Raw genomic sequence first — 25,769 nt, 5'->3', positions numbered from 1 at the left:
CGCTCCTCATTCGTGGGCCCAACGGTCCAACGCACAGACCGTTTCCGGCATCCCGGACCCTGTGTGATCCAGGACGTGGTCACCCTATGCGACCTGCTGGTTTGGCGATAAAGCCACGGTGCTGCCGCGCTGTTCGGGTCGTGCGGCGGCCACGAGGCACAACGCCTCCGCGCCCTGCCGGCCCCCTTCGGCCGGGACCGGTTCCGCCTGCCTCGGGGCCCGAAGGGGACGCCGGGACCCTGGCTCACGCCAGACCTCCGGTCGCAATTCGTTTGCGTTAGGCTGGATAGATGAGTCCTCGAGCCACCGCGCGCCCCGGTGGGCGCAGCGCCCGTGTCCAGCAGTCCGTGCACCAGGCCGTGCGCGACCTGGAGGCCGAGCAGGGCCGTGAGGCGCTCACCGTGCCGCTGATCGCCGCCCGCGCGGGAGTCACCCCGTCCACGATCTACCGGCGCTGGGGCGATCTGCGGGAGCTGCTGTCCGACGTGGCCGTGGAACGGCTGCGCCCCGACACTCCGCCGGCCGATCACGGAAGTCTGCGGGCGGATCTCGAGGCGTGGACCGAGCAGTTCGCGGAGGAGATGTCCTCGCCGGTGGGGCGCGTCTACATCCGCGACGCGCTGTTGGGCGACCCGGAGCAGGGCAACGCCGCCCGCTGTTCGGACTACGCGGTGGAGCAGCTGAAGGCCATCGGCGTTCGCGCCGCCGGACGGGGTGAGGCGGTTCCCGAGGTGGAAACACTGCTGGACGTCGTCGTGGCGCCGTTGATGTACCGCATCCTGTTCCGCCCCTCGGATCTGTCGGCCGCCTACACCGACCGTCTGGTGCGGGCGGCGCTCGACCGGCCCTGACGCACCTCCGCGATCCCTAAAAGCGAATCGTTTGCTTTAGCGGCTACGGCCGGGCTATGGTGCTTATGGCAAACACTTAGCCTTAAGCCTTCGGAAGTGCCATGTCTCTTGCCGCAGCCCGGCCGTCCTGCCCCCGTCCTCACTCCCACCCGCACCCCCGCGCCCGCCGGCCCCTCGGCCGGAGTGCCGCCTTCGCCCTCCACGCGTCCGTTCTCGTCGGCCTGTTGGCCGCCTCCAGCGCACCGACCCCGCTGTACGCCCTCTACCAGGCCGCATGGCAGTTGTCCGCCCTCACCGTCACCGTCGTCTTCAGCGCCTACGCGCTCGCCCTGCTCATGGCGCTGCTGACGGCCGGGACGCTCTCGGACCACCTCGGCCGCCGCCCGGTGCTCGCCGGGGCGCTGCTCGCCGAGGCCGCCGCCATGGCCGCGCTCGCCACCGCACAGGGATCGGCGGCGCTCATAGCGGCCCGTGTCCTCCAGGGGCTGGCCACGGGTGTGGCCACCGGCGCCGCGGGAGCCGCCCTGCTCGACTTCGAGGACCCCGGCCACCCCGGCAGGGCCGCACTCGCCAACAGCCTCACCCCCGTCTCCGGTATGGCGGCCGGGGTACTGGCCGCGACGGCGCTCGTGCGGTGGTTCCCCGCCCCCACGCACACCGTCTACGTCCTGCTGCTCCTGCTGTTCGTCGTGCAGGCCGCCGCCGTCACCCGCACCGCCGAGACCGCCGGGCCGCGCCCGGGCGCATGGCGCTCGCTGCGCCCCCGCGTCGTCGTCGCGGCGGCCTCCCGCCGGGCCTTCCTGGTCACCGCACCCGGTGTCATCGCCGCCTGGGCGCTCGGCGGTTTCTACTCCTCGCTCGGCCCCTCTCTGGCGCGCCTGGTCTCCCCGCAGCTCTCACGTTCCACCGCCGGTCTGGTCTTCTTCGCCCTGACCGCGGGCGCCGCCGTCGCCATCGTCGCCGTACGGGCCCTGCCCGCCCGGGCGGTGAGCGTCGCGGGTGCGGCGGCCCTGGTCCCCGCGGCCCTGCTGACGCTGAGCGCCCCGTATCTGCACAGTCTGTCCGCGCTGTTCACCGGCACCGTCCTGGCGGGCGCCGCCTTCGGTGCCGTCGCCCAGGGCGCCCTGCGGCTGCTGCTGCCCCCGGCCGCCCCCGGCGAGCGGGCCGGAACCCTCACCGCGTACTACGTCCTCAGCTACCTGGCCATGAGCGTGCCCGCGGTCATCGCCGGGCTGCTGACCAACCACTACGGCCTCCGGATGGCCGTATCCCTCTACACCGGCACCGCTGTCCTCCTGGCCCTGACCGCCGTCGCCACCCTCCTCACCGCCGGCACCCGGAGCCCCGCCACCCGCTGACACCCGCCGGGCCCCGCCCCATCCCCTTCCTGCCCGGCCCGCCCCGGCCACCGACCGCTCACCCGACCGCTCACCGGACGAGAAAGGCCCCGCCCATGAACGCGACCGCCGCCACCCACACCGCCACCACCCCGTCGTGGAGCCTCGGCGGCATCGAGGTGCACCGCGTCGACGAGATCGAGCTGCCCCGGCAGACCGGTCCGTGGCTGCTTCCCGAGGCCACCGGGGAGCTCATGGACGAGGCGCCCTGGCTGCGGCCCGCGTTCGCCGACGCCGACGTACCACGGCTGGCCAGCCACGCCTTCGCCGTCGAGGCCGGCGGGACGCGCATCGTCGTCGACACCGGGATCGGCAACGACAAGGTCCGCGCCAACCCCGCCTGGAACGGCCTGGACACCGACTTCCTGGAGCGCCTCACCGCCATCGGCTTCGCGCCGGACTCCGTGGACATGGTGATCACCACCCATCTGCACACCGACCACGTCGGCTGGAACACCCGTCTGAACGACGGCAGTTGGGAGCCCGCCTTCCCGCGCGCCCGCTACCTCGTCAGCCGCACCGAATGGGATTACTGGGCCTCCGTCGAGATGGACGAGGCGCGCGCCCAGATGTTCCGCGACTCCGTCCACCCCGTCCGCGACAACGGGCAGTACGGCCTGGTCGACGTCACCGGCCGGGGACACGAGGTGGCCGATGGCATCCGGCTGCGTCCCGCTCCCGGTCACACCCCCGGACAGATCACCGTGGAACTGCGCGGTACCGACCGCTCAGCCGTGATCACCGGTGACAGCGTCCACCACCCCGTTCAGCTGGCCCACCCCCAGGTGACCAGCTGCGTGGACATCGACCCCCGCCAGGCGGTGCGCACCCGCCACGATCTGCTGTCCGGCCTCGCCGGTACGGACGGACTGCTGCTCGGCACCCACTTCCCGCACCCCACCGCGGGACGTGTCCACGCCCACGACGGACGCTTCCGCCTGCTGCCCGAACCCCCCACCACTGTGTCCTAGGTGTTGCGGGGCAGGACCTTGTTGACGCCGTCGGAGGTCCGGATAGCGCGGGCGTGTTTGACGTAGGGGCCGGTGAGACTGGTTTCGATGTGCAGTACGCCTTCGACGTCGGCCAGTGTGGAGCGCACATAGGTGTACAGGTCGTGGACCGTCCTGGCGGCAACTGCCGCGTAGAGGTTGGTCGGCCCGGTGACAGCGGCGACGAACGTGGTTGGTTCGTGCTGAGCTAGTTCTTCTCCGGCGTTGTGGAGGTGCCTGGGGCTGACGTCCAGGTACAGCGTCGCGCCGATGGGGTAGCCCAGCTGGACTGGATCAAGGTCGCGGTCAAGACGGATCGCACCGGAGGACAACAGGGCATCGAGGCGTCGTCGTACCGTCGATTCGGCCTGTCCCGTCGCAGCGGCGAGGCGGGCGGAGGACTGCCTCGCATCCTGGCTGAGCACGGTGAGCAGGGCATGGTCCTCACCCTTCAGCCGAGGGGTGCTCCTGCATGGTTCGTCCTCGTGCGGCGCACCGGCACGGATCCCCTTGCGCTGCTCGTCAGTGAGCTGGTTGGGGAAGCCCTCCCAGTCGGCATGGCCTGGCGTGCGGAAGTGGTGGAGCACCTCGTAAGCCGTGACGGCGGTGACTCGTCCCGACTGGGGAAGCTGTTCGAGCAACAGGTGGTTGCGTTGCGGTGTGGAAGCGGCGCGTACTCCGCAGAGAACCTCCCCGCCGGCCCCTGCGGTCCTGATCCAGGCGACGTCGTCGCGTCGGGCGAGCGCGTCGGCGAGGCGGGGGCCGGCCCCGGGTCGAACGTTCAGTCTCAGCAGTTGACCCTTGTCGTCCTCACGTGGTGCCGGCATGGCCACCACTCGGACGACTCCGCGTTCGACCAAGGCTCGATAACGCCGCGCGACGGTGTGCTCGCTGGCCCCCAGGGGGGTGGCGAGCTGGCGAAGCGCGATCCGCCCGTTCACACCGAGAGCGTGCAGAACCTGGTGGTCGAGCCGATCCACAGACATGCCCCTTTGAACATCTTTACGCAGTACACGCCTACTGGTGCTAGTTCCGCTCGGGCTGAGCCGAGAAGCCGACCATACTGCCCGGAGCCCATCGAACCTGGGCGCATGACTACTGACAGCGATGCCGCGTGGATTCCGGCCCGTGCCGAACCCGAAGCATGGAAACGACGGATCGCCCTGGGCGGGCTTCTGCTCGCCGAGGCGATGAACCTGCTGGATGCGAGTATCACGACCGTCACTGCGCCAGTAATCCGTGCAGACCTCGGCGGATCACCGGCGAGCGTTCAATGGATTGCTGCGGCCTACACGCTCCCCTTCGCCATTGCCTTGATCCCCGGTGGCCGTCTGGGTGACATCCTCGGCCGCCGCCGGGTGCTCGTGGCCGGCATGCTCGGCTTCCTCGCCTCGTCCCTCATATGCGCCGCCGCGCCGAGCATGTTCGTGCTGCTGTTGGCACGTGGTGTCCAGGGCGTGTCCGCCGGGCTTGTCATTCCCCAGACCATCGGTCTCATCAAAGCGGCATTCCGCGGCCCGGCACTCGGCAAGGCTCTGGGCCTGGTGGGCCCCGTGATGGGCTTGACTGCGGTGGCCGGGCCAGTGCTCGGTGGGATGCTGACCCATGCCGATCTCGCCGGTCTGTCATGGCGTGCCGTCTTCCTGATCAACGTGCCGCTTGGCGCAATTGTGCTGGCCAGCGCCTGCTTCCTTGTCGAGGACCGGGCTGCACGCAGGCCCGGACTCGACCTCGCGGGAGTCTTGCTGAGCGCGGCCGTCGCTGCCGCGATCACCGTGCCCACGATCAACGACTCGATGCCTCGGTGGCTGACCACACTCTTCGCCGGCGCAGGTCTCGGTGGAGGAGTCGCGTTGATCGCCCATGTGCGACGGCTGGGCAAGAAAGGGCGAGACCCCGTCATCGAACCCAGCCTCTTCCGCGACCGAGGGTTCCCGTCCGCGCTCGCGACGAGCACCGTGTACTTCGCCGCCTCCACCGGGTTGGTGTTCACGGTGGTCCTCTACGTGCAAAACGGCCTGCACGGCTCGGTGCTGATGGCGAGCCTGACCGTGCTGCCGTTCTCCGTCGGACTTGCCATCTCCTCTCTGATCGCAGGTCAGAAACTGCTGCCCAGGACGGGGCCCACACTCATGTTCCCCGGCATCGGTCTCCTGGCACTCGGTTGCTTGAGCGGGGTCTTCGCCTGCGGCGTTGCCCCCGAATCCGCGGTGGCCTCCGTGTGGGTCCCGGCCTCACTGGCCGTGGCCGGACTCGGCGGCGGACTCCTCACCGTGCCGTTCTTCACCACGGCCCTCTCACGCGTCGAACCGCATGAGACCGGATCGGCCGCCGGCCTGCTCAACAGCGTCCAGCAACTGGGCGGAACACTTGGCGTGGCTCTGCTCGGCACGACATACCTGAACCACGGCAGCAGCCCGGGCCGTGCGCTCGCCCTCGTCTTCACCGCCTGCCTCGGCCAGGCGCTCCTCCTCGTTCTCACCGTGACAGGCATGCTGCGCGCCAAGCCTGGGGGAGCTGCCCGATGACGCACCCCAATGCACCGCTGACGGTCCAGGGCAGGCGACGACTGGTGGAGCGCTGCCAGACTCGCCCGATCGCACATGTTGCCGCGGAGATGGGGATCTCACGCGCATGCGCGTCGAAATGGGTCAACCGGTGGCGGCGGCACGGCGAAATCGGCCTGCTGGACCGGTCCTCGACTCCGCACGCAAGCCCGAACGCGACCCCGCCCGAGATCATCGCTGAGATAGAGGCCTGGCGCCGCGGGCACAAGTGGTCCGCCCAGCGGATCACCCACGAGTTGGCCGCGGCCGGATTCAGCATCAACCGCCGCACCGTGACCCGGCACCTGGCACGGCTCGGACTGAGTCACCGCCGGGACCTCGACCCGTCCGGCGAGTCCAACCGGGAAATTCGCAAGATTACTGCCCGTTGGCCGGGCCACATGGTGCACCTCGATGTGAAGAAGGTCGGACGGATCCCCGACGGCGGCGGATGGCGCGTCCACGGCCGCGGCTGCGACCAGGTGAAGACCGTCGACCGCGCCAAGAGCGTCGGCGCCAACCGCGGCTATGTCTACCTGCACTCGATCGTCGACGGTTTCTCCCGACTTGCCTATACCGAGCCGCTCAACGACGAGAAGGGCGGGACCGCAGCTGCGTTCCTGGCCCGTGCCAAGGTCTGGCTCGCTGCCCACGGCATCAGCCACATCCACCGCGTCGTCACTGACAACGGAGCGTGTTATCGCTCCGGCGACTTTGCCCGCGTCGTCGGCGATCGATCTCGCCATAAGAGGACCAAGCCCTACACCCCACGTCATAACGGGAAGGTGGAGCGCTACCAGCGCATCCTGGCCGAAGAGCTGCTCTACGCCCGTGAATTCGCCAACGAGGAAGAACGCTCAGCCGCGATCAGAGTTTGGAACATCCACTACAACTATCACCGTCCACATGGCACCGCAGGCGGTCGCCCTCCAGCGTCTCGCCACAAGACCGGCGTCACCAACGTCCGGCCCTCATACACCTAGGCCCGCCCCCCGCCTCCGCAGAGCCCCGTCTCCCACGCCCAGGCGGCGATCTCGACGCGGTTGCGCGCCGCCAGCTTCCGCTGGACGTTGGCGAGGTGGGTCTTGACCGTGGACAGCGTCACGTAGAGCTCCGCGGCCGCTTCCTCATTGGTACGGCCGCGGGCGACGAGACGGACGACATCCCGTTCGCGCTGGGTCAGCGGCTCCGCGGGCCGGGCCGGACCGGAACCCGCACCGGCGCCGACCGCACCGCGCGCCGGGGGTCCGGCGGGCCGCTCACGGGACGGGGCCATGTGCGAGAGCAGCCGGACGGTGATCGACGGTGAGATCAGGGAGTTGCCGGTGGCCGCGGCCCGCACGGCCTCCGTCAGCAGCCCGGGCGCCCCGTCCTTGAGGAGGAATCCGCAGGCGCCGTTGCGCAGCGCGGTGTAGACGTACTCGTCGAGGTCGAAGGTGGTGGCGATCAGCACGTTCATCGGATCCGGCACACCGGGGCCCGCGAGCTGACGGGTGACCTCGAGGCCGTCCAGCTTCGGCATCCGGATGTCGACCAGGCAGACATCGGGTCGCAGACGCCGCGCCTCCTCGACGGCCGCCGCCCCGTCGGCGGTCTCCGCCACGACCTCGATGTCCGGCTGGGAGCCCAGGATCATGCGGAAGGCGGCGCGGAGCATGGGCTGGTCGTCGGCGATGAGGACACGAATCGTCATGGAGGACATGATCCCAAGGGAACGCCCCGCGGTCAGTACAGGGGCGCGGCCCGTGCGGGGCCGCAGTCCGTTACGAGGCCGAGGTCAGTACGAGGGCAGGGTGTCCAGCGGAAGGACCGCGTGGACGCACCAGCCACCACCCGGCCGCGCCCCCGCGCTGATCCGCCCGCCGATCCCCTCGACCCGCTCGGCGAGACCGACGAGACCGTATCCCCCGCCGACCGCGCCCTCGCCACGCGCCGCCGGCTGCCCCGGATGCGTGCCCTGGCCCCCGTGGCGGCCGTCGTCCGTCACGGACACCTCCAGACGGTCCGGCCGCTCGGGGTGCGGCACGACCCGCACCTCGACGCATGACATCCCCGCCGCGTGCTTGCGCGCGTTGGTCAACGACTCCTGTACGACGCTGTAGACCGTGGCGGCGACCTCGGGTGGCACCGGCCGGTCGGTCAGGGAGGGGTCGACGGTCAGCGTCGCGGGCGGCCCCGCCACGGAGAACTTCTCCGTGAGCGTGCGCAGCCCGCCCAGGTGTCCCGCCGGGCGGGTCGCCGCGGGGGCCGTGGGAGCCACGGGATCCCGCAGGACGGAGACCATCGCGCGCATCGATCCCAGCGCCTGGGCCCCGGCCTGCTCGATCTGGGCCAGCATCCGGTCCAGGTCCTCCGGGCTCTGGGTGTGGCCGGCGTCCGCCGTGAAGCGCGCGGCCTTGGTCTGGGCGACGATCGCCGTGACGTGGTGGGCGACGAAGTCGTGCAGTTCCCGTGCGTACTCCAGGCGTTGGGCCTGGCGGACCGTGTCGATCTCGCGCGCCCGCACGGTGTCGCGCAGACGCAGCGCCAGTCCGAGGACCACCATGAACGGCACGACACAGACGGCGATGAGCGAGATGAACAGATAGAGGTGGTCGTCCCAGGCCTCGATACGCAGCGGAAGGATCACCGCCGCGCAGGAGGCCGCCGCCGACAGTCCGATGGCCTCCAGGGGCCTGCTGCGGCGCACCGCACGGGTGACCACCAGCAGCAGCACACCCAGTTCCACCATCCCGGGTGTGTTCTCGGGGCGTTGCGTGAGCTGGGTCTGGGTGATCGACAGAGCGCAGGACGCCACGACGGCGGCCAGGGCGTACTGCCGGAACCAGCGCTTGGGCGCGAAGAGCGCGAGGAGCGACAGCGCCCCGGTGACGACCGTCGCCGCCGCCACGGCGGGGTGGGGCGCGTTGCGGCCCTCCATCACCACGAGGGCGAACAGTCCCGCACCGACCAGGCAGATAAGGGCTCGCTGGATGAGGGAGCGTGCCCGGAACGCGGCAATCATGCAGGTCACGCTACGGCAGTCGGTTCCTTTCACACCTCGGCCGTTCGGCCGAGGCGGGCGGCTCGCCCTTCGGCTTTCCGGTGGATCCGGGGGAGGGCCGCGGCCCGGCAGCATCGGAACCGGTCCGAGGGGACGGCCGCGGACCCTCCCGAGAACCATCCCGAGAAACCGATGTCACGCAGGAGCGATGTGCGATGAGCCAGCGATGGGACGCCCCCGCGTCCTCCCCCACGATCGGCACGGTGGTCGCCGAGGGCCGCCACCTGACCAAGGTCTACGGCGAGGGCGACACCGCGGTGACGGCGCTCGCCGGTGTATCGGCCCGGTTCGTCTCCGGCGAGTTCACCGCGATCATGGGCCCTTCGGGCTCGGGCAAGTCCACGTTCATGCACTGCCTCGCCGGACTCGACACCCCCACGTCCGGCAGTGCGCGGATCGGCGACACCGATCTCGGCTCGCTCAACGAGTCCCGGCTCACCAGGCTGCGGCGTGAGCGGATCGGTTTCGTCTTCCAGTCGTTCAACCTGATGCCCACGCTCACGGCGCTGGAGAACATCACCCTCCCCTGCGACCTGGCCGGGATCACCCCCGACCCGGCGTGGCTGCGGGAACTCGTCGGCACCCTGGGCCTGGCCGACCGGCTCGGACACCGTCCGGACCAGCTCTCCGGAGGCCAGCAGCAGCGGGTGGCCTGCGCCCGGGCGCTCGCGTCGCGACCCGCGGTCGTCTTCGCCGACGAACCCACCGGCAATCTCGACTCCCGGGCGGGCGCACAGGTCCTGTCGTTCCTGCAGATGTCCGCGACGGTGTTCGGGCAGACGGTCGTGATGGTCACCCATGACCCGGTCGCGGCCGCCTACGCCGGCCGGGCGCTCTTCCTGGCCGACGGACGGCTCGTGCACGAGATGGCGCACCCCAGCGCGGCCGGGGTGCTGGAGCAGATGAAGGCGTTCGACGCCGGGCAGCAGGCAGCCCGATGAGCGGCGGCCGCACCCATCCCTCGTCCCGGAGGTTCGCCATGCTCCGTACCGCCCTGCGCACCCTGCGCTCGCATCGCCTCCGGTTCGCACTGCCCGCACTCGCCGTGGTGCTCGGTGTCGCCTTCGTCACCGGTTCCCTGATCTACGGCGACTCCGTCTCCTCCGCCGTCGCCGAGGCCCGGGCCCGCTCCCAGCCGGATGTGTCCGTCGCGGTGCGGCCCACGGATGCCACCTTGCAGTCCGCACAGGATTCCTCCGCCGCACCACCCCGTCTCGACGCGGCGCTGCTGAAGCGGCTCCGTGGTGTGCCGGGAGCCGTCTCGGCGCGTGGCACGGCCGAGGGCCGGTCGTTCCTGGCGGGATCGGACGGCGAACTCATCGGTGATCTGTACGAGTCCGCGGGTGTCAACTACGTCCCGGGCCCGGGGGGCGAGGATCCGCGCTACCCCCTCACCGCCGGACGCGGTCCGCGCGCCACCGGGGAGATCGCCATCGACGAGGCGGCGGCCGAGCGCGCCGGAAAGCAGGTCGGCGACAGGGTCCGGATCGTCGTCGACGGTACGGCCCGCGACGCCCGTGTCGTCGGTGTCCTCACCGCCGAGGACAGCCGTCTCGCCTCCGGCGGTACGCTCACCGCGTTCGACGGCGCCACCGCGCTGCGGCAGTTCGCCCCCGACCAGGGCGGCTACACATCGATCACGCTGACCGCCGCCGAGGGCACCTCGGAAGCCCAACTCGCCCAGCAGGTACGGAAGGTGCTACCGGACGGGATCGAGGCCGTCACGGCCGCGCAACTGCGCGACGAGGCCACGGCCGGCTCCGACGACAAACTCACCGACGTGCTGCTGAGCTTCGCCGGTATCGCCCTGTTCGTCTCCACCTTCCTCGTCGCCAACACCTTCACCATGCTGAGCGCCGCCCGTGCCCGTGAACACGCCCTGCTCCGTGCCGTCGGGGCCACCCGCCGGTATGTGATGCGCCAGGTGCTGACCGAGGCGGCGATCGTCGGGGCGGTCGCGTCGGTCGTGGGCTATGCCCTGGGCATCGGTGTCGCGGCACTGCTCAACACCCTGTTCGGGGCGACGAGCGGCACCACCGCCCCCTTGCGGATCGTCCAGCTCACTCCCGTACTGGCGGCGTTCGGCGTCGGCATCGCCATCACCCTGCTCGCGGCCTATGTGCCGGCCCGTCGGGCGGCCGCCGTCTCCCCCGTGGCGGCGCTGCGCACGAGCCGCCCGCCCACACCCGCGTCACTTCGTCGCCGCGGCATCATCGGCGCGACCGTCACCGGGCTCGGTGTGGTTCTGCTCTGGGCGGCCGGCGGGGACGAGAACCTGCTCTACACCGCCGCACCGGTGCTCCTCATCGGCCTGATCGTCCTCAGCCCGCTCATCGCCCTCGGTGTCACCGGTCTGCTCCGCGCACCGCTGCGGCGGCTGGCGGGTATCCGCGGCAAGCTGGCGGTGGAGAACGCCCGCCGCAATCCGCGGCGTACGGCGGCCACCGCCGCGACCCTCATGATCGGTCTCGCGATGGTCACCGCGGTCACGGTCGCCGTGGCGTCGATCAGCCGGATGGACGAGGAGGAGGCCGACGCGGCCATGGCCTCGGATCTGCGGATCACGGCCGTGGCCTTCGGGCAGGTCGGGGCCGATGTCGCCGACCGTGTGGCACACCTCCCGGACGCCGCGGCCGTCAGCGCCGTCGTCAACACCGATCTGCACATCTCCGACGAGGACATGCTCCCCGTGACGGCCGTGTCCCCCGGCACGGTGGAGCGCCTGGCCCCCATCACGCTCCGCAAGGGTTCGCTGGAGCGGCTCGACCGCGGTATCGCCGTCGAGGAACAGACCGCGACGGCACGCCATTTGACGCTCGGGAGCCGTGTCACGGGCACTCTCGCCGGTACCGACCGGAAGTCCTCCCTCCCGGTCGTCGCCATCTACGAGGGGGAGGACTTCGCCTCCGCGCTCGTCTCGGCTACGCGGCTGCCACCGCACGCCACCGACGGTGACCAGGCGCGTATCGCCGAGGTCATGGCCGACGCCGACCCCGGCCGTACCGCGGCCCTCCAGCGCGACATCCGGCACACGCTCGACAATCCCGCGCTGCTGGTGCAGGACCGTGCCGAGGTGCGGAAGGCGGCGAGCGACGACACGGCCGAGTTCCTGAACATCATGTACGCCATGCTCAGCGTCACCGTCCTGATCGGTGCCCTGGGCGTGGTCAACACCATGGGCATGGCCGTCTCCGAACGCGTCCGGGAGATCGGCATGTTGCGCGCCCTCGGACTCGACCGCAAGCGGCTCGCCTCCATCCTGCGCATCGAGTCGGTGACCATCTCCCTGCTCGGATCGGCGCTCGGGCTCATGGCGGGCGCTGCGATCGGAGCGGCCGCCGTCCTCACCCAGCCCAGCGTCCCACTGGTCATCCCCTGGGACCGGGCGGCCCTGTGCTTCGCCGCGACGGCCGCGATCGGTGTCCTCGCCTCGTTGTGGCCGGGACGGCAGGCGATGGCGGTCCCGATGCTGAAGGCGATGGGCACGGACACGGAGTAGGAACGGCACAGGAAGCGACACCAGGGCCGGGTACGGCGCGGTTCCCGCGCCGTACCCGGCCCTCGTGCACCGCATGGGCAACCGATCGGACCGTCGGCCGGGACTCACCGCGTTCGTCCCACGGGGCTGGGCGGCATAAGGTGAGGCCATGTCGTGGCAGACGTCGACCGGCAACCCTTATGGCGCGATACCCGGTCCGGGGAACGGAGCGGCGCATCCCGCGTCCGTCCAGCCGTTGCCCGGCTACCCCCTCCGGCCGCGTCCCTCCCCGGTGTCGACGGACGAGCCCGGCGGTGCCTTCCCGTATGCGGCGCCCCAGCAACCCGTCTGCCAGGTGTGCGCGGGAGCACCCGCCGCCAGGATGGCGGTCCGGCACCACCAGGGGCTCATCGTCTTCGTGCTGTTCCGGAAACGGGCAGGCCGCTTCTGCCAGGTCTGCGGCACCGCGGTGCTCCGCCAGGGAATGACCAGGACGCTGTGGCAGGGCTGGTGGAACCCGCTGTCCGCGCTGCTTTTCAACCCCCTCACGCTCCTTCTGAATCTGCGGGTCCGCGCCACTCTCAACAGCCTGTCCGAGCCCGGGGACGACCTGTCCGGAACCAGGTTGTCCCCCGGCAAGCCCCTGCTGCGCCGTCCGATGGCACTCATCGGGCTCATGCCCGCGCTGGGTGTGCTGTGTTTTCTCGTCCTGCTCGCCGTCGACATCGTGCGCACCTCGTAACGCCCGCGACCCACGAGGGATCGAGCCCCGCGGGAGACGAACCGACGTGCTCGATAGGATCGTTGCTCATGGTCATCGGGGAGAGCACCGCGAATGGTCCGGCCGGGAGCCAGACGGAGTCATCGGCGCCGTGGCGCGCTCCGAGCGTGGTGGAACGCGAGCTCCACGAGGCCAGGACACATGGCGACTGGTCCGCGTTCTTCGACGTGCTGGCCGGTGCCGATCTCTTCGTCGCCGACTCCGCGGCCCGGATCCGGTCCGATCCGGGGACCATCGGGACCACCCCCTACTGGTACTCCGCGATCCGGGCGAACTGCCTCCCGCTCCTCACCGAGGGCATGCTGCCCCCTCCCGACCCGGACACCGTCTTCGAGCGCGCGAGCCTCGGCTGGCTGGCCGACACCTGGCGGAACCACGACGACTCGCCCTGGGTGGTGATCAACCCTGGCAGCCCCTGCGAGGTGTTCTTCCCCGTCACCCCGCACCATCGCGCCCTGTGGCGCCGGCACGTCGAGCGGGTGAACAAGGACCGCGGCCCTTCCCACCACCGCTTGCGGCTCAGGGCACTCGAGGTGGGCGGAGTGGCGTCGGGGCCGGTGGCCCACGGCCTGGCACTGGCCGCACTGATGATGGTGAACAACGGCGAGCTGTGGAACAACGTGGCGTACCACGGCGACGGCTACTCCGATCAGAAGAACCGCCTCGAGGAGTGGTGGGGCATCACCAGTCGCGCGGAATGGCAGCGGTCACAGGAACGACTGCTCACCGCAGACATGGTGGACGGCACCGCCGGGGACTTCGTCCTCGGTGTCCGCCGCACCCTGGCCCTGGACTTCGGCGGCCGGGTCGAGGTGACCCACTGGCGGCAGGCGGCCGAGCGCGTGGTGCGGCAGGACGCCGGGGACGATGCCGAGGTGTCGGCCCGCGTGGCGGCCGTGCGGCGGATCATCGGCCGCATCGTCCGCTACGAGGAACGGTTCCGTGCGGACGGAGTTCTGGAGAGCGAGAAGTTCATCACCTCCGTGGAGGCGTGGGACCACGGCCGGGCCGCGGCCATGGCCCGCTGGGGCCTCGCGGCACGCTACTGCGACCAGCAGGAGGCCGAGCGGGCCCTCGTCCGCGCCGGCCGGGTCAGCCGGATCGCCTACCGCTCGTGGGAGGACTTCGCCGCGGCCTTCATCCTCGGCCGCTGTCTCCACTTCGACGAGGAGGAGTTCGGCCACTGGTACACCGATATGTACGAGGCGCACCGCATCCTCATGTCCGATCCGAAGAGCCCCTGGAAGACCGTCCCCTGGAGCTGAGACGAGTCCGGCGGTACACCGCGGTCAGCGGTCCGGGGGCGGCTCGGCAGCGCCGCCCCGAGGCGTTTCGGCTTTGGTGTAGAGGACCTCACGGGCCTGCTCCGCGGCGCGGGTGATGCTCTCGGAGACGAAGTCGACGAAGCGCGCGATGTTCTCCAGGCGGATGGCGGCCGGGGAGCCGTGGCCGAGGATACCGACGCCCTGCCGTGCGACATCGCCGAGTTCGATGATGGACCGGGCACTGGCGATCATCGACTGGTACCACACATCGTCGTCGACGATATAGCGCTCACGGCGGCCTTCGGCACGCTCCCTGCGGACCAGGCCCTGACTCTCCAGGAACGCGATCGACTTGGAGATGGTCGCCGGGCTGACCTCGAGGCGCTGGACGAGTTCGGACGCGGTGAGGCTGCCCGCGTCGGTGGTGTAGAGGCAGACCAGCACCCGGGACATCATCTTGGACAGGCCCGATTGCATGAGGACGGTGGTGAACATCTCCTCGTACGCGCGCACCGCCTCGGTGTCGCGTCCGTGGGCCTGTTGCGATGCCTTCCGTTCCCGGGTCGCGGTCTGCCTGCGGCGGTGGGCGCGCTGTTCGGTGGCCCGGTGCGCGAGGTCGGCGCGGTAGCCGGCGGGGCCACCGTTGCGCATCACCTCGCGCGTGATGGTCGAGGTCGGACGATCGAGACTTCTGGCGATCTCCGCATAGGCGAGGCCGTCGGCCAGCCCCAGCGCGATCCGCTGGCGCTCCTGCTGGGTGAGCCTGCCGCCGGGCATCCGGGCCCCCTTCATGGTCGGTGATGCCTCCAGCATAGCGTTCACCGTCAGCTCATTGCAACGAAGCAGAGGTGTTCGTTGCGTTAGATTTAAAACCATTGCAACGAATTCTCGTCGCTGAGCTGCATACATGCCTCTTGAGTGCAACGACATCGTTGCCGCTTCCGCGAATGCAACGTAGCTTTTCCAATGTCAGAAACACCGGACGACGCCACGCGGAAGCGGCGGAAGCAGGAGAAGACGATGCAGAAGTTCGACACCCCCACCCCGGTCTCGGCCCTCCTCGACATCCCCGCGGGACACATCCGGTTCATCGCCGCCGACCGCGCCGACACCACCGTCGAGATCCTCCCCGCCGACTCCTCCAAGAGCCGCGATGTGAAGGCGGCGGAGCAGACCGAGGTCGTCTACGCCGAGGGTGTGCTGCGGATCGAGGCCGCCGCGGCGAAGAACCGGATCCTCGGCGCCACCGGATCCGTCGAGGTGACGGTCCAGTTGCCCACCGGCTCGCACATAGAGGCGAAGGCGGCCGGCGCGGAACTCCGCGGCGTCGGACGGCTCGGCGATGTCACCTTCGAGGGCGCCCAGGGCTCGGTCAAGCTCGACGAGACCGGAAGCACCCGGCTCGCCCTCCTCGCGGGCGACATCTCGGTCGGCCGGCTGGGCGGCCCCGGTGACATCAGCACCCAGAAGGGCGATCTGCACATCGCCGAGGCCGTGCGCGGCACGGTGACCCTGCGCACCGCACACGGGGACATCTCGGTCGGCGCCGCCGCCGGAGTCTCCGCCTCCCTGGACGCGGGCACCTCCTACGGCCGGATCGACAACACCTTCAGGAACGCCGACGGCGCTCCCGGCCTGAACATCCACGCGACCACCGCCTACGGCGACATCACCGCCCGCAGCCTGTAAGGAACAAGGAGCTCCTCTCATGACCAACCCGGCCATCGCGGCGAACGGGCTGCGCAAGTCCTACGGTGACAAGACCGTCCTCGACGGAATCGACCTGGCCGTACCGGAAGGCACGATCTTCTCCCTGCTCGGCCCGAACGGCGCGGGCAAGACCACCGCCGTCAAGATCCTCTCCACCCTCGTCTCCCCCGGCCCCGCCAGTGGCCGGATCCAGGTCGGCGGCCACGACCTCGCCACCGATCCGCAGTCCGTACGCGCCGCGATCGGTGTCACCGGACAGTTCTCCGCCGTCGACGGGCTGATCACCGGCGAGGAGAACATGCTCCTCATGGCGGATCTGCACCACCTGGCCAGACACGAACGGCTGCGCGTCACCGCCGAGTTGCTGGAGCGCTTCGACCTCACCGAGGCGGCGAGGAAGCCCGCCTCCACCTACTCCGGCGGTATGAAGCGCCGCCTCGACATCGCCATGACCCTGGTCGGCAACCCTCGGATCATCTTCCTCGACGAGCCGACCACCGGCCTCGACCCGCGCTCCCGGCACAACATGTGGCGGATCATCCGCGAGTTGGTCTCCGACGGGGTCACCGTCTTCCTCACCACGCAGTACCTGGAGGAGGCCGACGAACTCGCCGACCGCATCGCCGTGCTCCACGACGGCAGGATCGCCGCCGAGGGCACCGCCGAGGAGCTGAAGCGTCTCGTCCCCGGCGGACACGTCCGGCTCCGATTCACCGATCCGGCCGCGTACCAGAATGCCGCCTCCGCCCTGGGCGAGGCATCCCGCGACGACGAATCCCTCGCGCTGCAGATCCCCAGCGACGGCAGCCAGCGCGAACTGCGCTCCCTCCTCGACTGGCTGGACTCGGCCGGTGTCGAGGCCGACGAACTGACCGTGCGCACCCCCGACCTCGACGATGTCTTCTTCGCCCTGACCGGCGGCACCGGCATCCCCCACCAGCCCGAGGAGGCTGTCCGATGAGCCCGCTCACCCTCGCCGTACGCGACTCCGCCACCATGCTGCGCCGCAACCTCCTGCACGCCCGGCGCTATCCGTCGCTCACCCTGAACCTGCTGCTCACCCCGATCATGCTGTTGCTGCTCTTCGTCTACGTCTTCGGCGACACCATGAGCGCGGGCATCGGCGGCGACGGTCCGGACCGCTCGGAGTACATCGCCTACATCGTTCCGGGCCTGTTGCTGATGACGATCGGGAGCACCGTGGTCGGCACCGCGGTCTCCGTCTCCAACGACATGACCGAAGGCATCATCGCCCGCTTCCGCACGATGGCGATCCACCGCGGTTCGGTGATCCTGGGACACGTCATCGGCAGTGTGCTGCAGTCGGTCATCAGCGTGGTGCTCGTCGGCGGCGTCGCCGTGGCCATAGGGTTCCGCTCCACCGATGCCACCGTCCTGGAATGGCTCGCGGCGTTCGGACTGCTCGTGCTCTTCGCCACGGCGCTCACCTGGATCGCGGTGGGCATGGGGCTGATCAGCCCGAACGCCGAGGCCGCCAGCAACAACGCGATGCCCCTGATCCTGCTGCCGCTCCTGTCCAGCGCCTTCGTCCCCATCGACGCGATGCCGGGCTGGTTCCAGCCCGTCGCCGAGTACCAGCCGTTCACACCCGCCATCGAGACCCTGCGCGGGCTGCTGCTCGGCACCGGGATCGGCCACAACGGATGGCTCGCCGTGGCCTGGTGCCTGGGCCTGGCGGTGCTCGGCTACCTCTGGTCGACCTCGAAGTTCGACGACGACCCGAAGTAACCGTCATGACGGCGCGGGCCACCTCCCGCAACGCGTCCACCCGAGGGCGGCGCACACCGACACCCCGTCGATGTGCGCCGCCCCGTTCGCGTACGACGGACGGACGCTCAGGGCCGGATCATCGACATCAGCAGATCGTGGGTCCCGGCGTCGGCGGCCACCACGAGCCCGCGGCCCTCCCGACCGACCGGGCCACCGTCGATCCCCGTGACGACACAGCCGGCCGCCCGGCACACGGCGATACCGGCGGCGAAGTGCACACTTCCGGAGAGGTCACCGCCATCGGTGACGTACGCGGCGCGCCGACCGGCCGCGACCCAGGCCAACGCCAGTGTCGTGGACACCACCCGCGGCCGGAACCCCTCGATGAACCGCGGGTCGGCCAGCATCTCCACGGCCCGGAATCCGGGTGCGCCGGGAAACGGCGGATCCAGGTTGACGTCCACCAGCCGGGTGGCGGACGTGGGCGCCAGCGCTACGTCGGCCCCCTCGTACCGCATCCAGGCGGTCTCACCCTCCGTGAAGAAGACCTCACCGCTGAACGGGTCGGCCACCGCCGCCGCCCCGTCACGCAGCGCCACGTTCACGGCCACCAGCATGTTGCCGACGGCGTAGTTCAGGGTGCCGCACAGGGGATCCACCAGCCACTCGCGCCCGCCGGCGGCGGCACCCTGCCGTCCGCCCTCCTCACCGAGCACCGTGTCATCGGGCCGGGCCGCGCGGATGACCTCGAGGATGGCCTTCTCGGCGGCCACATCGGCGGCGGTGGCGAAGTCCCCCGCGCCCTTGTCGATACGGGAGAGCGGCCGACCGTACATCCCGCGCGCCACATCCGCCCCGGTACGTGCCGCGGCTATCGCGACCTCGGAATCGTCAAGGCCCGCATATGAGTTGGTCATACCGCGGAGGGTAGCGAACCGACAACCGGAGAGAGGGCCCTCCCCGGGCATCGGGGATCGGGCCCTCTCCTCTCGGTCACCCTCAGCTCAGGACTGGGGGCGGCTTCCGTGGTTGGCGCCGTTCTTGCGCCTGGCCTTCTTCTTGCGACGTCGCTTCGACGACATGTCGTCTCCTTTCCAGGGATGTGTTCGCCGGATCCGCACGATCACATCGCCCTCTGATGGGGTGATCATGTCGCGCGTACCCAGTCCGCCACAGGTCATCCTGGATCGTGAATCACCTCACGCCGTGGAGGCACTCCGCCGACGGGCACGGGATACCGCGGGAACACGCGGAGTAGCCGGCGCCGCGGGCCGGTGGCCCGGGTCTAGGACATCCGGCTCATGGCTTCCCGGGCCAGGTGAACCTCACGGACCCTGTTCCACAGACCGTGGCGTTCGCTCCCGCTCAGATCGTCGAGGGCCAGACCGAAACGGGCGCGGAGCACCGCGAACCACGCCTCGTCGGTGGTCAGCTCATGCTTGCGCCGGCCCTCGCCGTCGATCCGCGTCAGCACGCAGCCGCGCAGTACGTCGACTCCGTGGGCATCGCGCCGGAAGACACAGGCCGTGGCGGCGAAGGGGGACTCCGGAGAGGTGGACAGATACTCATGCTGCGCCATGAAGTCGGCCGGTGACGCGGGCCCGGCCCGGAAGTCCATACCGGGAAACGACCCTTGGGGGTCATGGTCGAAGCGCCATCCTCCGGGTGCGGCCTCCGAGGCGCGGAGGCCGAACGTCATGCCGGCCTGGGAGTACGTTCCTTCGCGGAGTGGCATGGGGGTGTACAGCGCGTCGGCGAGGCCGACATCCGCGAACCAGGTGCGGCCCTCACATACGACGGTCAGTGCGAGGTGGTTGCCCTTCGCGCCCGCCGGTGAGTCCGGCCCCGCCTGGACACCGGCCAGATGCCAGGTGACCCGGTAGCCCAGGCTGGACAGCAGCGCGGCGAACGCCCCGTTGAGGTGGTAGCAGTAGCCACCCCTGCCGCCGAGTATGCGTGTCACCGACTCCCCCGGATCGATGGACGTCGGCCGGCCCAGCTGGATTTCCAGCGTCTCGTACGGGACTCTCTCCACATGCGCCCGGTGCAGGGCGAACAAGGCCGTGGTGGTCGGGCGCCCGGGGCGAGGTACCCGCAGACGCTCGAGGTAGCGAAGGGTCGTCGCGCCGCTCAGCATGGTGGAACACTACGCGACGTGATCGCCTGGGACACCGCGGTGAGCAGGGTCTCGACCTCGGTGCCCCAGCGGGAGCTGATGACCAGGTCGCGGGCGGGGTCGACCCACAGCAGATGGCGGCCGCCGTTGCCGCGGGCGCAGCGGCCGGTGGCCGGGGCACTCGGCCATACCGTGTGGTGGTCGTTGAGCCACCAGGACAGGCCGTAGTCGGGCTTGACCGGGCACGGTGTCCACATCTGTTCGATCCAGCGGGCGGAGACGACGCGGGTGTCACCCCACCGCCCGCCGCTCAGGCACAGATGTCCGATGCGGGCCAGGTCGAGTGCGTCGATCCACAGCCCGCCGCCCCAGTGCGCGCCACCGGAGACCACCGGCACCTCGGTGCCGTCGATGTCCACGAAGGACGTGGCGTAGCCGTGCCAGGACCAGGAGGAGGACGCCCCGATCGGGGTCATCACGCGGTCCCGCAGCACATCCGGCAGCGGGCGGCGGAACAGGGCAGTGAGTGCGAGGGCGGTGAGGTTCACGCGGACGTCGTTGTACGCCCAGCCCTCACCGGGCGGCCCGCCCGCCGACTCGGTGCCCTCACGGGTGCTCTGCGCGTCGGCCGACGTCGGCTTGCCCCACAGCTCGCCCTCCCACTGGCTCGTCTGGTCCAGCAGATGGCGCCAGGTGACCGCCCGCCCGTGGGCGTCGGCGAACTGGGGCACTCCGACGCGGACGGAGACCGGCTCGTCGAGGATCAACTCCCCGTCGTCGTGGGCGATACCGGCCACCAGTGCCAGCACGCTCTTCGTCGCGCTGTAGGCCATCTCCGCACGCGTCGGGTCCCCCCAGGACGCGATCACCGTGCCGCGCCGCACGATGGTGCCGCTCGCGCCACCGCCGTGCAGCAGCGGGCCGATGACGTCCCGGTGGGAGTCGTCGGCCACCTGGGCGGCGAGATAGGACGCCATGTCCCCGACACCCGGCACCGGGCGTGCGGCCTGCTGCCGGGCCGCTTCGGCCACGGCCTCCGCGTCCACGCCGTCCCAGGGGTCCCCGGAACCATCCCTCTCATCCGGGTCCACAAGCGTCCCGACCATTCCCCGCCTCCCCCGCGCCGCGGCTCCTCGGACAAACATCGCGTGGCGCAAGATCATCTTATCGAGTTAATACCCCTGGCTTCTCTGCGCCGACCGGGCGCACCGGCCGCTAGGGTTCCGGAGGATCTGGATGGATTCCTGGATGTTTGCCCCCTCCTCTTCTCTTGCCCGGTGACCGGCATGCCCACCTGCCACCGCCCTTACGAAGGAGAGCTCGCCCGATGACCGTTGATACCAGTCCGGAAGCACAGCCGGAGCCGCACCGGCAGTCCAGTCTGAGCACGGCGGCTGCCCGCAACCTCGCCACCACGACCAAGTCCGCCCCGCAGATGCAGGGGATCACCTCTCGCTGGCTGCTGCGGACACTCCCCTGGGTGGAGGTCAAGGGCGGCACCTACCGGGTGAACCGTCGGCTGAGCTACACCGTCGGCGACGGTCGGATCGAGTTCGTCCAGGACGGCTCGAGCGTCCGGGTGATCCCCCGCGAACTCGGTGAACTGGCCCTGCTGCGCGGCTTCGAGGACGTGGAGGTGCTGACCGCGATCGCCGACCGGTGCGTCCAGCGCGACTTCCGTGCCGGTGAGACGCTGGCCGAACGCGGCGCGCCCGCCGAGCACTTCCACCTGATCGCCCACGGCCGGGTCAGCCAGACCTCCGTCGGCAAGTACGGTGACAAGACGTCCGTGGCCGTACTGGCGGACGGCGACCGGTTCGGGGAGAGCGTCCTGCTGGACGATGACGCCCGGTGGGACTGCACCGCCACCGCCGAGACCTCCGGCACCCTGCTCACCCTGTCCCGCGCCGACTTCGCCTCCGTGCTGTCCGGGGCGCCGGGCCTGCGGGCCCATGTCGAGCGGTTCACCTCATCGCGCGGCCAACGGCAGAACCACCGGGGCGAGGCCGAGATCGCCCTGTCCGCCGGACACACCGGCGAACCCCCGCTGCCCGGCACATTCGTGGACTACGAGCTGAAGCCACGTGAGTACGAACTCTCCGTCGCGCAGACCGTTCTGCGGATCCACACCAGGGTCGCCGACCTCTACAACGAACCGATGAACCAGACCGAGGAGCAGCTCAGGCTCATCATCGAGGCGCTGCGCGAGCGCCAGGAGCACGAGCTGGTCAACAACCGGGAGTTCGGTCTGCTCCACAACGCCGACTTCAAGCAGCGCATCCAGACCCACTCCGGTCCGCCCACCCCGGACGACCTCGACGAACTGCTCTGCCGCCGCCGCGGCTCCAAGTTCTTCCTCGCCCATCCGAGGACGATCGCGGCGATCGGACGTGAGTTCAACTCCCGCGGTCTGTACCCGAACCACGTCGATCTCGGCGGACAGCAGGTCCCGGCCTGGCGCGGGGTCCCGATCCTGCCGTGCAACAAGATCCCGATCAGCAAGGAGAACACCAGTTCCATCCTCGTCATGCGCACGGGCGAGGACAACCAGGGCGTCATCGGGCTGCACCGGACCGGTCTGCCGGAGGAGTACGAACCGGGTCTTTCGGTGCGCTTCATGGGCATCGACGAGAGGTCGATCATCTCCTACCTCGTCTCCACCTACTACTCCGCCGCGATCCTGGTCCCGGACGCGCTCGGCGTGCTGGAGAACGTGCAGATCGCCCGCAGCCAGGACTAGGCCCTCTCCTGCCGAGCACGCCCTGTCCCCGGGACAGCCACCCACCCCATCGAGGAGCCATGGATGCCCTCCCCTGAGCCTTCCCCTCCGCCCTCCGGGGCGCACATCCTCACCAGGGCCGCGGCCCGCGCCCGCGACATCAAGGCCACCACCGGCGCGCGGCCTCCAGCGGTTTCCCCCGCCGCGGAGGTGCGGAAACCCGACGCCGATCTGCGACGGCTGCTGCGCGGGCCCAGCGGTCTGGGCACTGCGGGTCTGCACCTGGCCCGGCCCGGTGAGCCGCCGACGCCACCGGTCGCACCGGGGCCACCGGAGCCGCCGGCGCTGCCCGCCACTCCGGCGGAAGGCCACCCGATCCCGGGCCTGTACCACCACCCGGTGCCGGATCCCGACCCCGTGCGGGTGGCGGAGGTCAGCCGCCGGATCAAGTCCTGGGCGCTGGACGAGGTCGACCTCTACCCCGATGACTGGGAGGACCAGTTCGACGGCTTCTCCGTCGGGCGTTACATGGTCGCCTGCCATCCGGACGCGCCCACCGTCGACCACCTGATGCTCGCCACACGTCTGATGGTGGCCGAGAACGCGGTGGACGACTGCTACTGCGAGGACCACGGAGGCTCGCCGGTCGGACTCGGTCAGCGCCTGCTGCTGGCGCACACCGCGCTCGACCCCCTGCACACGACCGAGGAGTACCAGCCGCCGTGGGCGGAGTCGCTCCACTCGGACGCGCCCCGCCGCGCCTATCGCTCCGCCATGGAGTACTTCTCCCACCTGGCCACCCCCTCCCAGGCCGACCGGTTCCGCCACGATATGGCCCGTCTGCACATGGGATACCTCGCCGAGGCCGCCTGGGCGCAGGCGGACCACGTCCCCGAGGTGTGGGAGTACCTGGCGATGCGCCAGTTCAACAACTTCCGCCCGTGCCCCACCATCACCGACTCCGTCGGCGGCTATGAACTCCCGGCCGATCTGCATGCCCAGCCCGCCATGCAGCGGGTCATCGCGCTCGCGGGAAACGCCACCACCATCGTGAACGACCTGTACTCGTACACCAAGGAACTCGCGAGCCCCGGCCGCCATCTGAACCTGCCCGTGGTGATCGCCGAACGTGAGGGCCTCGGTGAACGCGACGCCTATCTGAAGGCGGTCGAGGTCCACAACGACCTCATGCACACCTTCGAGGCCGAGGCCGCGGCCGTGGCCGCCGCCTGGCCCGTCCCGAGCGTGCAGCGCTTCCTGCGGGGCGTGGCCGTGTGGGTCGACGGCAACCACTACTGGCACCAGACCAACACCTTCCGCTACAGCCTGCCCGATTTCTGGTAAGAAGATTGGACTCATCCGTGACCAGCACCGAGCTCACCACCGATGTCACCGCCGCAGGCGGCGCCTCCGTGTTCATCCCGTCCCCGGCGACGCCCTACCAGGGCGACATCGCCCGCTACTGGGACCGCGAGGCCAGGCCCGTGAACCTCCGCCTCGGCGATGTCGACGGCCTCTACCACCACCACTACGGCATCGGCGGCGTCGACCACACCGCCCTCGGCGACCCCGAGGACAGCACCTACGAGAAGAAGCTGATCGCCGAGTTGCACCGCCTGGAGTCGGCACAGGCCGAACTCCTCCTGGACCACCTCGGTCCCATCGGGCGCGAGGACACGCTCGTGGACGCGGGGTGCGGCCGCGGCGGCTCGATGGTCATGGCCCACCAGCGCTTCGGGTGCGGGGTCGAGGGCGTCACGCTCTCGGCCAAGCAGGCCGACTTCGCCAACCAGCGCGCCCGCGAACTCGGTATCGACGACCGTGTCCGCGCCCGCGTCTGCAACATGCTCGGCACACCCTTCGAGACCGGGCAGGCCGCGGCCTCGTGGAACAACGAGTCGAGCATGTACGTCGACCTGGACGACCTCTTCGCCGAACACTCCCGCATCCTCGAGGTCGGCGGCCGCTACGTGACCATCACCGGCTGCTGGAACCCGCGTTACGGGCAGCCCTCGAAGTACGTCTCGCAGATCAACGCGCACTTCGAGTGCAACATCCACTCCCGCCGGGAGTATCTGCGCGCCATGGCCGGCAACCGCCTCGTACCGCAGGCCGTCATCGACCTCACCCCGGCGACCCTGCCCTACTGGGAGTTGCGGGCCACGTCCTCACTGGTCACCGGTATCGAGGACGCGTTCATCAACTCCTACAAGGACGGCTCGTTCCAGTACCTGCTGATCGCGGCCGACCGCGTCTGATCGCACACCCGCCGACCGCACGCCTGCTGAAAGGGCCGGGCCCTTTCAGCAGGCCGTCGGTGTGCCGCCGTCGTCCTCCCGGTCGTGGACGACGCGCAGCAGGTAGGTGTCCATGATCCAGCCGTGCCGGGCACGTGCTTCGGCACGGATCCGGCTGATGCGCTCCGCGACCTCCGACAGCCGTCCGGAGACGAGGAGTTCATCGGGTGTGCCGATATAGGCGCCCCAGTAGATCCACACGTCGTCGCCCTCGAACCGGGTGAACGACTCATGGGCGTCGAGCATCACCACGATGTCGCCGTCGTCGTCGGCGCACACCTCCGGGAGCCGGCGCCCGGGGGTGATGTGCACGGGGCGTCCGACCTGGTTCAGGGTGATGCCGTGCCGTGCGGCCAGCGCGGAGACACTGCTGATACCGGGGAACACCTCGATGCCGAAGGCGACCGTGCCCCGCGCCTCGATCTCGGACAGGATCCCCAGGGTGCTGTCGTACAGGGCCGGGTCGCCCCATACGAGGAACGCGCCGGTCTCCCCCGGGGCCAGCTCGTCCCGGATGAGCCCTTCATAGACATCGGCGCGCCGGGCCCGCCAGTCGTGGACCGCCGCGGTGTACTCACCGCGGCCCTCCCGCGTCCGGTCGCGCCACGGGTCCTCCGCCTCCACGAGGCGGTAGGACGCCCGCGCGTGTTCGTCGAGCATGCGGCGCCGCAGATCGGTGAGGGCGGACTTGTCCTGTCCCTTGCCGAGGAGGAAGAAGACATCGGCGCGGCGGATGGCCTTCACCGCCGCGAGGGTCAGATGGTCCGGGTCACCGGCTCCGATGCCGATGACGAGGAGGTGGCGTTGGTCCGTGGTCATGGGTGATGTGGCCTTTCCGGGCGACGG

Annotated in this window: 24 protein-coding genes; 15 read left to right on the top strand and 9 right to left on the bottom strand. The window is 70.2% G+C overall.

Annotated features, from left to right (window positions below):
- Nucleotides 1-290: 290 nt before the first annotated feature.
- The 3 genes from AC07FT_RS17200 to AC07FT_RS17190 all read left to right on the top strand — a co-directional run bounded on the left by AC07FT_RS17200 (nucleotide 291) and on the right by AC07FT_RS17190 (nucleotide 3,219).
- Nucleotides 291-851, top strand: a complete 561-nt coding sequence (locus tag AC07FT_RS17200) for a TetR/AcrR family transcriptional regulator (RefSeq protein WP_479176899.1) — start codon at nucleotides 291-293, stop codon at nucleotides 849-851.
- A 224-nt stretch (nucleotides 852-1,075) separates the two neighbouring features.
- A complete protein-coding gene (locus AC07FT_RS17195; protein ID WP_479176898.1) occupies nucleotides 1,076-2,209 on the top strand; it encodes an MFS transporter in 1,134 nt (377 codons plus the stop codon).
- Nucleotides 2,210-2,304: 95 nt separating this feature from the next.
- Nucleotides 2,305-3,219, top strand: a complete 915-nt coding sequence (locus tag AC07FT_RS17190) for an MBL fold metallo-hydrolase (RefSeq protein ID WP_479176897.1) — start codon at nucleotides 2,305-2,307, stop codon at nucleotides 3,217-3,219.
- Here AC07FT_RS17190 and AC07FT_RS17185 read toward each other — a convergent pair.
- On the bottom strand, nucleotides 3,216-4,223 hold the full coding sequence (locus AC07FT_RS17185; protein ID WP_479176896.1) for an Lrp/AsnC family transcriptional regulator: 1,008 nt from the start codon (nucleotides 4,221-4,223) through the stop codon (nucleotides 3,216-3,218). The genes AC07FT_RS17190 and AC07FT_RS17185 overlap by 4 nt on opposite strands.
- Before the next feature lie 105 nt (nucleotides 4,224-4,328).
- Here AC07FT_RS17185 and AC07FT_RS17180 point away from each other — a divergent pair, with 105 nt between their 5' ends.
- Nucleotides 4,329-5,765 (top strand): MFS transporter, encoded by a 1,437-nt coding sequence (locus tag AC07FT_RS17180; protein ID WP_479176895.1) that lies wholly within the window; start codon nucleotides 4,329-4,331, stop codon nucleotides 5,763-5,765.
- Nucleotides 5,762-6,766 (top strand): IS481 family transposase, encoded by a 1,005-nt coding sequence (locus tag AC07FT_RS17175; protein WP_479176894.1) that lies wholly within the window; start codon nucleotides 5,762-5,764, stop codon nucleotides 6,764-6,766. The genes AC07FT_RS17180 and AC07FT_RS17175 overlap by 4 nt, the downstream gene beginning before the upstream one ends.
- Here the strand turns inward: AC07FT_RS17175 and AC07FT_RS17170 are convergent.
- Entirely contained in the window at nucleotides 6,763-7,485 is a 723-nt protein-coding gene (locus AC07FT_RS17170; RefSeq protein WP_479176893.1) for a response regulator, read from the bottom strand. The two genes, AC07FT_RS17175 and AC07FT_RS17170, sit on opposite strands and share 4 nt — an antisense overlap.
- Before the next feature lie 75 nt (nucleotides 7,486-7,560).
- Entirely contained in the window at nucleotides 7,561-8,787 is a 1,227-nt protein-coding gene (locus tag AC07FT_RS17165; RefSeq protein WP_479176892.1) for a sensor histidine kinase, read from the bottom strand.
- A gap of 194 nt (nucleotides 8,788-8,981) precedes the next feature.
- Here AC07FT_RS17165 and AC07FT_RS17160 point away from each other — a divergent pair, with 194 nt between their 5' ends.
- The 4 genes from AC07FT_RS17160 to AC07FT_RS17145 all read left to right on the top strand — a co-directional run bounded on the left by AC07FT_RS17160 (nucleotide 8,982) and on the right by AC07FT_RS17145 (nucleotide 14,350).
- The gene (locus tag AC07FT_RS17160) at nucleotides 8,982-9,767 is read left to right on the top strand and encodes an ABC transporter ATP-binding protein (protein WP_479176891.1); all 786 of its coding nucleotides are present in this window, start codon (nucleotides 8,982-8,984) and stop codon (nucleotides 9,765-9,767) included.
- 38 nt (nucleotides 9,768-9,805) lie between these two features.
- Nucleotides 9,806-12,325, top strand: coding sequence for an ABC transporter permease (locus AC07FT_RS17155; protein ID WP_479176890.1), 2,520 nt, complete (start codon nucleotides 9,806-9,808; stop codon nucleotides 12,323-12,325).
- A 148-nt stretch (nucleotides 12,326-12,473) separates the two neighbouring features.
- Nucleotides 12,474-13,046 (top strand): hypothetical protein, encoded by a 573-nt coding sequence (locus tag AC07FT_RS17150; protein ID WP_479176889.1) that lies wholly within the window; start codon nucleotides 12,474-12,476, stop codon nucleotides 13,044-13,046.
- 68 nt (nucleotides 13,047-13,114) lie between these two features.
- Complete coding sequence (locus tag AC07FT_RS17145) at nucleotides 13,115-14,350, top strand: DUF1266 domain-containing protein (RefSeq protein WP_479176888.1); 1,236 nt, start codon at nucleotides 13,115-13,117, stop codon at nucleotides 14,348-14,350.
- Nucleotides 14,351-14,374: 24 nt separating this feature from the next.
- Here AC07FT_RS17145 and AC07FT_RS17140 read toward each other — a convergent pair whose 3' ends face one another.
- A complete protein-coding gene (locus tag AC07FT_RS17140; protein ID WP_479176992.1) occupies nucleotides 14,375-15,127 on the bottom strand; it encodes a helix-turn-helix domain-containing protein in 753 nt (250 codons plus the stop codon).
- 243 nt (nucleotides 15,128-15,370) lie between these two features.
- On the opposite strand from AC07FT_RS17140, the gene AC07FT_RS17135 reads away from it, so the two are divergent.
- Genes AC07FT_RS17135 through AC07FT_RS17125 form a run of 3 tightly spaced genes read left to right on the top strand, consistent with a single transcriptional unit; the run spans nucleotide 15,371 to nucleotide 17,809 of the window.
- The gene (locus AC07FT_RS17135) at nucleotides 15,371-16,039 is read left to right on the top strand and encodes a DUF4097 family beta strand repeat-containing protein (protein WP_471198332.1); all 669 of its coding nucleotides are present in this window, start codon (nucleotides 15,371-15,373) and stop codon (nucleotides 16,037-16,039) included.
- Between the two features lie 19 nt (nucleotides 16,040-16,058).
- Entirely contained in the window at nucleotides 16,059-17,021 is a 963-nt protein-coding gene (locus AC07FT_RS17130; RefSeq protein ID WP_479176887.1) for an ATP-binding cassette domain-containing protein, read from the top strand.
- Nucleotides 17,018-17,809, top strand: a complete 792-nt coding sequence (locus AC07FT_RS17125; RefSeq protein WP_479176886.1) for an ABC transporter permease — start codon at nucleotides 17,018-17,020, stop codon at nucleotides 17,807-17,809. The genes AC07FT_RS17130 and AC07FT_RS17125 overlap by 4 nt, the downstream gene beginning before the upstream one ends.
- Before the next feature lie 107 nt (nucleotides 17,810-17,916).
- On the opposite strand, the gene AC07FT_RS17120 is transcribed toward AC07FT_RS17125, so the two are convergent.
- The 4 genes from AC07FT_RS17120 to AC07FT_RS17105 all read right to left on the bottom strand — a co-directional run bounded on the left by AC07FT_RS17120 (nucleotide 17,917) and on the right by AC07FT_RS17105 (nucleotide 21,013).
- Nucleotides 17,917-18,708, bottom strand: a complete 792-nt coding sequence (locus AC07FT_RS17120; RefSeq protein ID WP_479176885.1) for an inositol monophosphatase family protein — start codon at nucleotides 18,706-18,708, stop codon at nucleotides 17,917-17,919.
- 87 nt (nucleotides 18,709-18,795) lie between these two features.
- Nucleotides 18,796-18,873, bottom strand: a complete 78-nt coding sequence (locus AC07FT_RS17115; protein ID WP_370443954.1) for a 50S ribosomal protein bL37 — start codon at nucleotides 18,871-18,873, stop codon at nucleotides 18,796-18,798.
- 203 nt (nucleotides 18,874-19,076) lie between these two features.
- On the bottom strand, nucleotides 19,077-19,928 hold the full coding sequence (locus tag AC07FT_RS17110) for an arylamine N-acetyltransferase family protein (RefSeq protein ID WP_479176884.1): 852 nt from the start codon (nucleotides 19,926-19,928) through the stop codon (nucleotides 19,077-19,079).
- On the bottom strand, nucleotides 19,922-21,013 hold the full coding sequence (locus tag AC07FT_RS17105) for a serine hydrolase domain-containing protein (RefSeq protein ID WP_479176883.1): 1,092 nt from the start codon (nucleotides 21,011-21,013) through the stop codon (nucleotides 19,922-19,924). The genes AC07FT_RS17110 and AC07FT_RS17105 overlap by 7 nt, the downstream gene beginning before the upstream one ends.
- Nucleotides 21,014-21,234: 221 nt before the next feature.
- Between AC07FT_RS17105 and AC07FT_RS17100 the strand changes: the two genes are divergently transcribed.
- The 3 genes from AC07FT_RS17100 (at nucleotide 21,235) to AC07FT_RS17090 (ending at nucleotide 24,884) form a co-directional block, all read left to right on the top strand.
- Nucleotides 21,235-22,647, top strand: coding sequence for a family 2B encapsulin nanocompartment shell protein (locus AC07FT_RS17100; RefSeq protein ID WP_479176882.1), 1,413 nt, complete (start codon nucleotides 21,235-21,237; stop codon nucleotides 22,645-22,647).
- A gap of 63 nt (nucleotides 22,648-22,710) precedes the next feature.
- Entirely contained in the window at nucleotides 22,711-23,970 is a 1,260-nt protein-coding gene (locus AC07FT_RS17095) for a family 2 encapsulin nanocompartment cargo protein terpene cyclase (RefSeq protein WP_479176881.1), read from the top strand.
- 17 nt (nucleotides 23,971-23,987) lie between these two features.
- Nucleotides 23,988-24,884, top strand: a complete 897-nt coding sequence (locus AC07FT_RS17090; protein ID WP_479176880.1) for a geranyl diphosphate 2-C-methyltransferase — start codon at nucleotides 23,988-23,990, stop codon at nucleotides 24,882-24,884.
- Nucleotides 24,885-24,929: 45 nt separating this feature from the next.
- On the opposite strand, the gene cobF is transcribed toward AC07FT_RS17090, so the two are convergent.
- Nucleotides 24,930-25,742, bottom strand: coding sequence for a precorrin-6A synthase (deacetylating) (gene cobF / locus AC07FT_RS17085; protein WP_479176879.1), 813 nt, complete (start codon nucleotides 25,740-25,742; stop codon nucleotides 24,930-24,932).
- Nucleotides 25,743-25,769 lie beyond the last annotated feature (27 nt).

The organism is Streptomyces sp. NPDC045899 (assembly GCF_056431485.1).
This window is presented reverse-complemented; position numbering and strand designations above follow the sequence as displayed.

Bases quoted from the DNA above. Each gene is read 5' to 3' on its own strand.
- AC07FT_RS17200 (WP_479176899.1), top strand. From the start codon at position 291: ATGAGTCCTCGAGCCACCGCGCGCCCCGGTGGGCGCAGCGCCCGTGTC.
- AC07FT_RS17190 (WP_479176897.1), top strand. From the start codon at position 2,305: ATGAACGCGACCGCCGCCACCCACACCGCCACCACCCCGTCGTGGAGC.
- AC07FT_RS17185 (WP_479176896.1), bottom strand. From the start codon at position 4,223: ATGTCTGTGGATCGGCTCGACCACCAGGTTCTGCACGCTCTCGGTGTG.
- AC07FT_RS17180 (WP_479176895.1), top strand. From the start codon at position 4,329: ATGACTACTGACAGCGATGCCGCGTGGATTCCGGCCCGTGCCGAACCC.
- AC07FT_RS17175 (WP_479176894.1), top strand. From the start codon at position 5,762: ATGACGCACCCCAATGCACCGCTGACGGTCCAGGGCAGGCGACGACTG.
- AC07FT_RS17170 (WP_479176893.1), bottom strand. From the start codon at position 7,485: ATGTCCTCCATGACGATTCGTGTCCTCATCGCCGACGACCAGCCCATG.
- AC07FT_RS17165 (WP_479176892.1), bottom strand. From the start codon at position 8,787: ATGATTGCCGCGTTCCGGGCACGCTCCCTCATCCAGCGAGCCCTTATC.
- AC07FT_RS17160 (WP_479176891.1), top strand. From the start codon at position 8,982: ATGAGCCAGCGATGGGACGCCCCCGCGTCCTCCCCCACGATCGGCACG.
- AC07FT_RS17155 (WP_479176890.1), top strand. From the start codon at position 9,806: ATGCTCCGTACCGCCCTGCGCACCCTGCGCTCGCATCGCCTCCGGTTC.
- AC07FT_RS17150 (WP_479176889.1), top strand. From the start codon at position 12,474: ATGTCGTGGCAGACGTCGACCGGCAACCCTTATGGCGCGATACCCGGT.
- AC07FT_RS17145 (WP_479176888.1), top strand. From the start codon at position 13,115: ATGGTCATCGGGGAGAGCACCGCGAATGGTCCGGCCGGGAGCCAGACG.
- AC07FT_RS17140 (WP_479176992.1), bottom strand. From the start codon at position 15,127: ATGCCCGGCGGCAGGCTCACCCAGCAGGAGCGCCAGCGGATCGCGCTG.
- AC07FT_RS17135 (WP_471198332.1), top strand. From the start codon at position 15,371: ATGCAGAAGTTCGACACCCCCACCCCGGTCTCGGCCCTCCTCGACATC.
- AC07FT_RS17130 (WP_479176887.1), top strand. From the start codon at position 16,059: ATGACCAACCCGGCCATCGCGGCGAACGGGCTGCGCAAGTCCTACGGT.
- AC07FT_RS17125 (WP_479176886.1), top strand. From the start codon at position 17,018: ATGAGCCCGCTCACCCTCGCCGTACGCGACTCCGCCACCATGCTGCGC.
- AC07FT_RS17120 (WP_479176885.1), bottom strand. From the start codon at position 18,708: ATGACCAACTCATATGCGGGCCTTGACGATTCCGAGGTCGCGATAGCC.
- AC07FT_RS17115 (WP_370443954.1), bottom strand. From the start codon at position 18,873: ATGTCGTCGAAGCGACGTCGCAAGAAGAAGGCCAGGCGCAAGAACGGC.
- AC07FT_RS17110 (WP_479176884.1), bottom strand. From the start codon at position 19,928: ATGCTGAGCGGCGCGACGACCCTTCGCTACCTCGAGCGTCTGCGGGTA.
- AC07FT_RS17105 (WP_479176883.1), bottom strand. From the start codon at position 21,013: ATGGTCGGGACGCTTGTGGACCCGGATGAGAGGGATGGTTCCGGGGAC.
- AC07FT_RS17100 (WP_479176882.1), top strand. From the start codon at position 21,235: ATGACCGTTGATACCAGTCCGGAAGCACAGCCGGAGCCGCACCGGCAG.
- AC07FT_RS17095 (WP_479176881.1), top strand. From the start codon at position 22,711: ATGCCCTCCCCTGAGCCTTCCCCTCCGCCCTCCGGGGCGCACATCCTC.
- cobF (WP_479176879.1), bottom strand. From the start codon at position 25,742: ATGACCACGGACCAACGCCACCTCCTCGTCATCGGCATCGGAGCCGGT.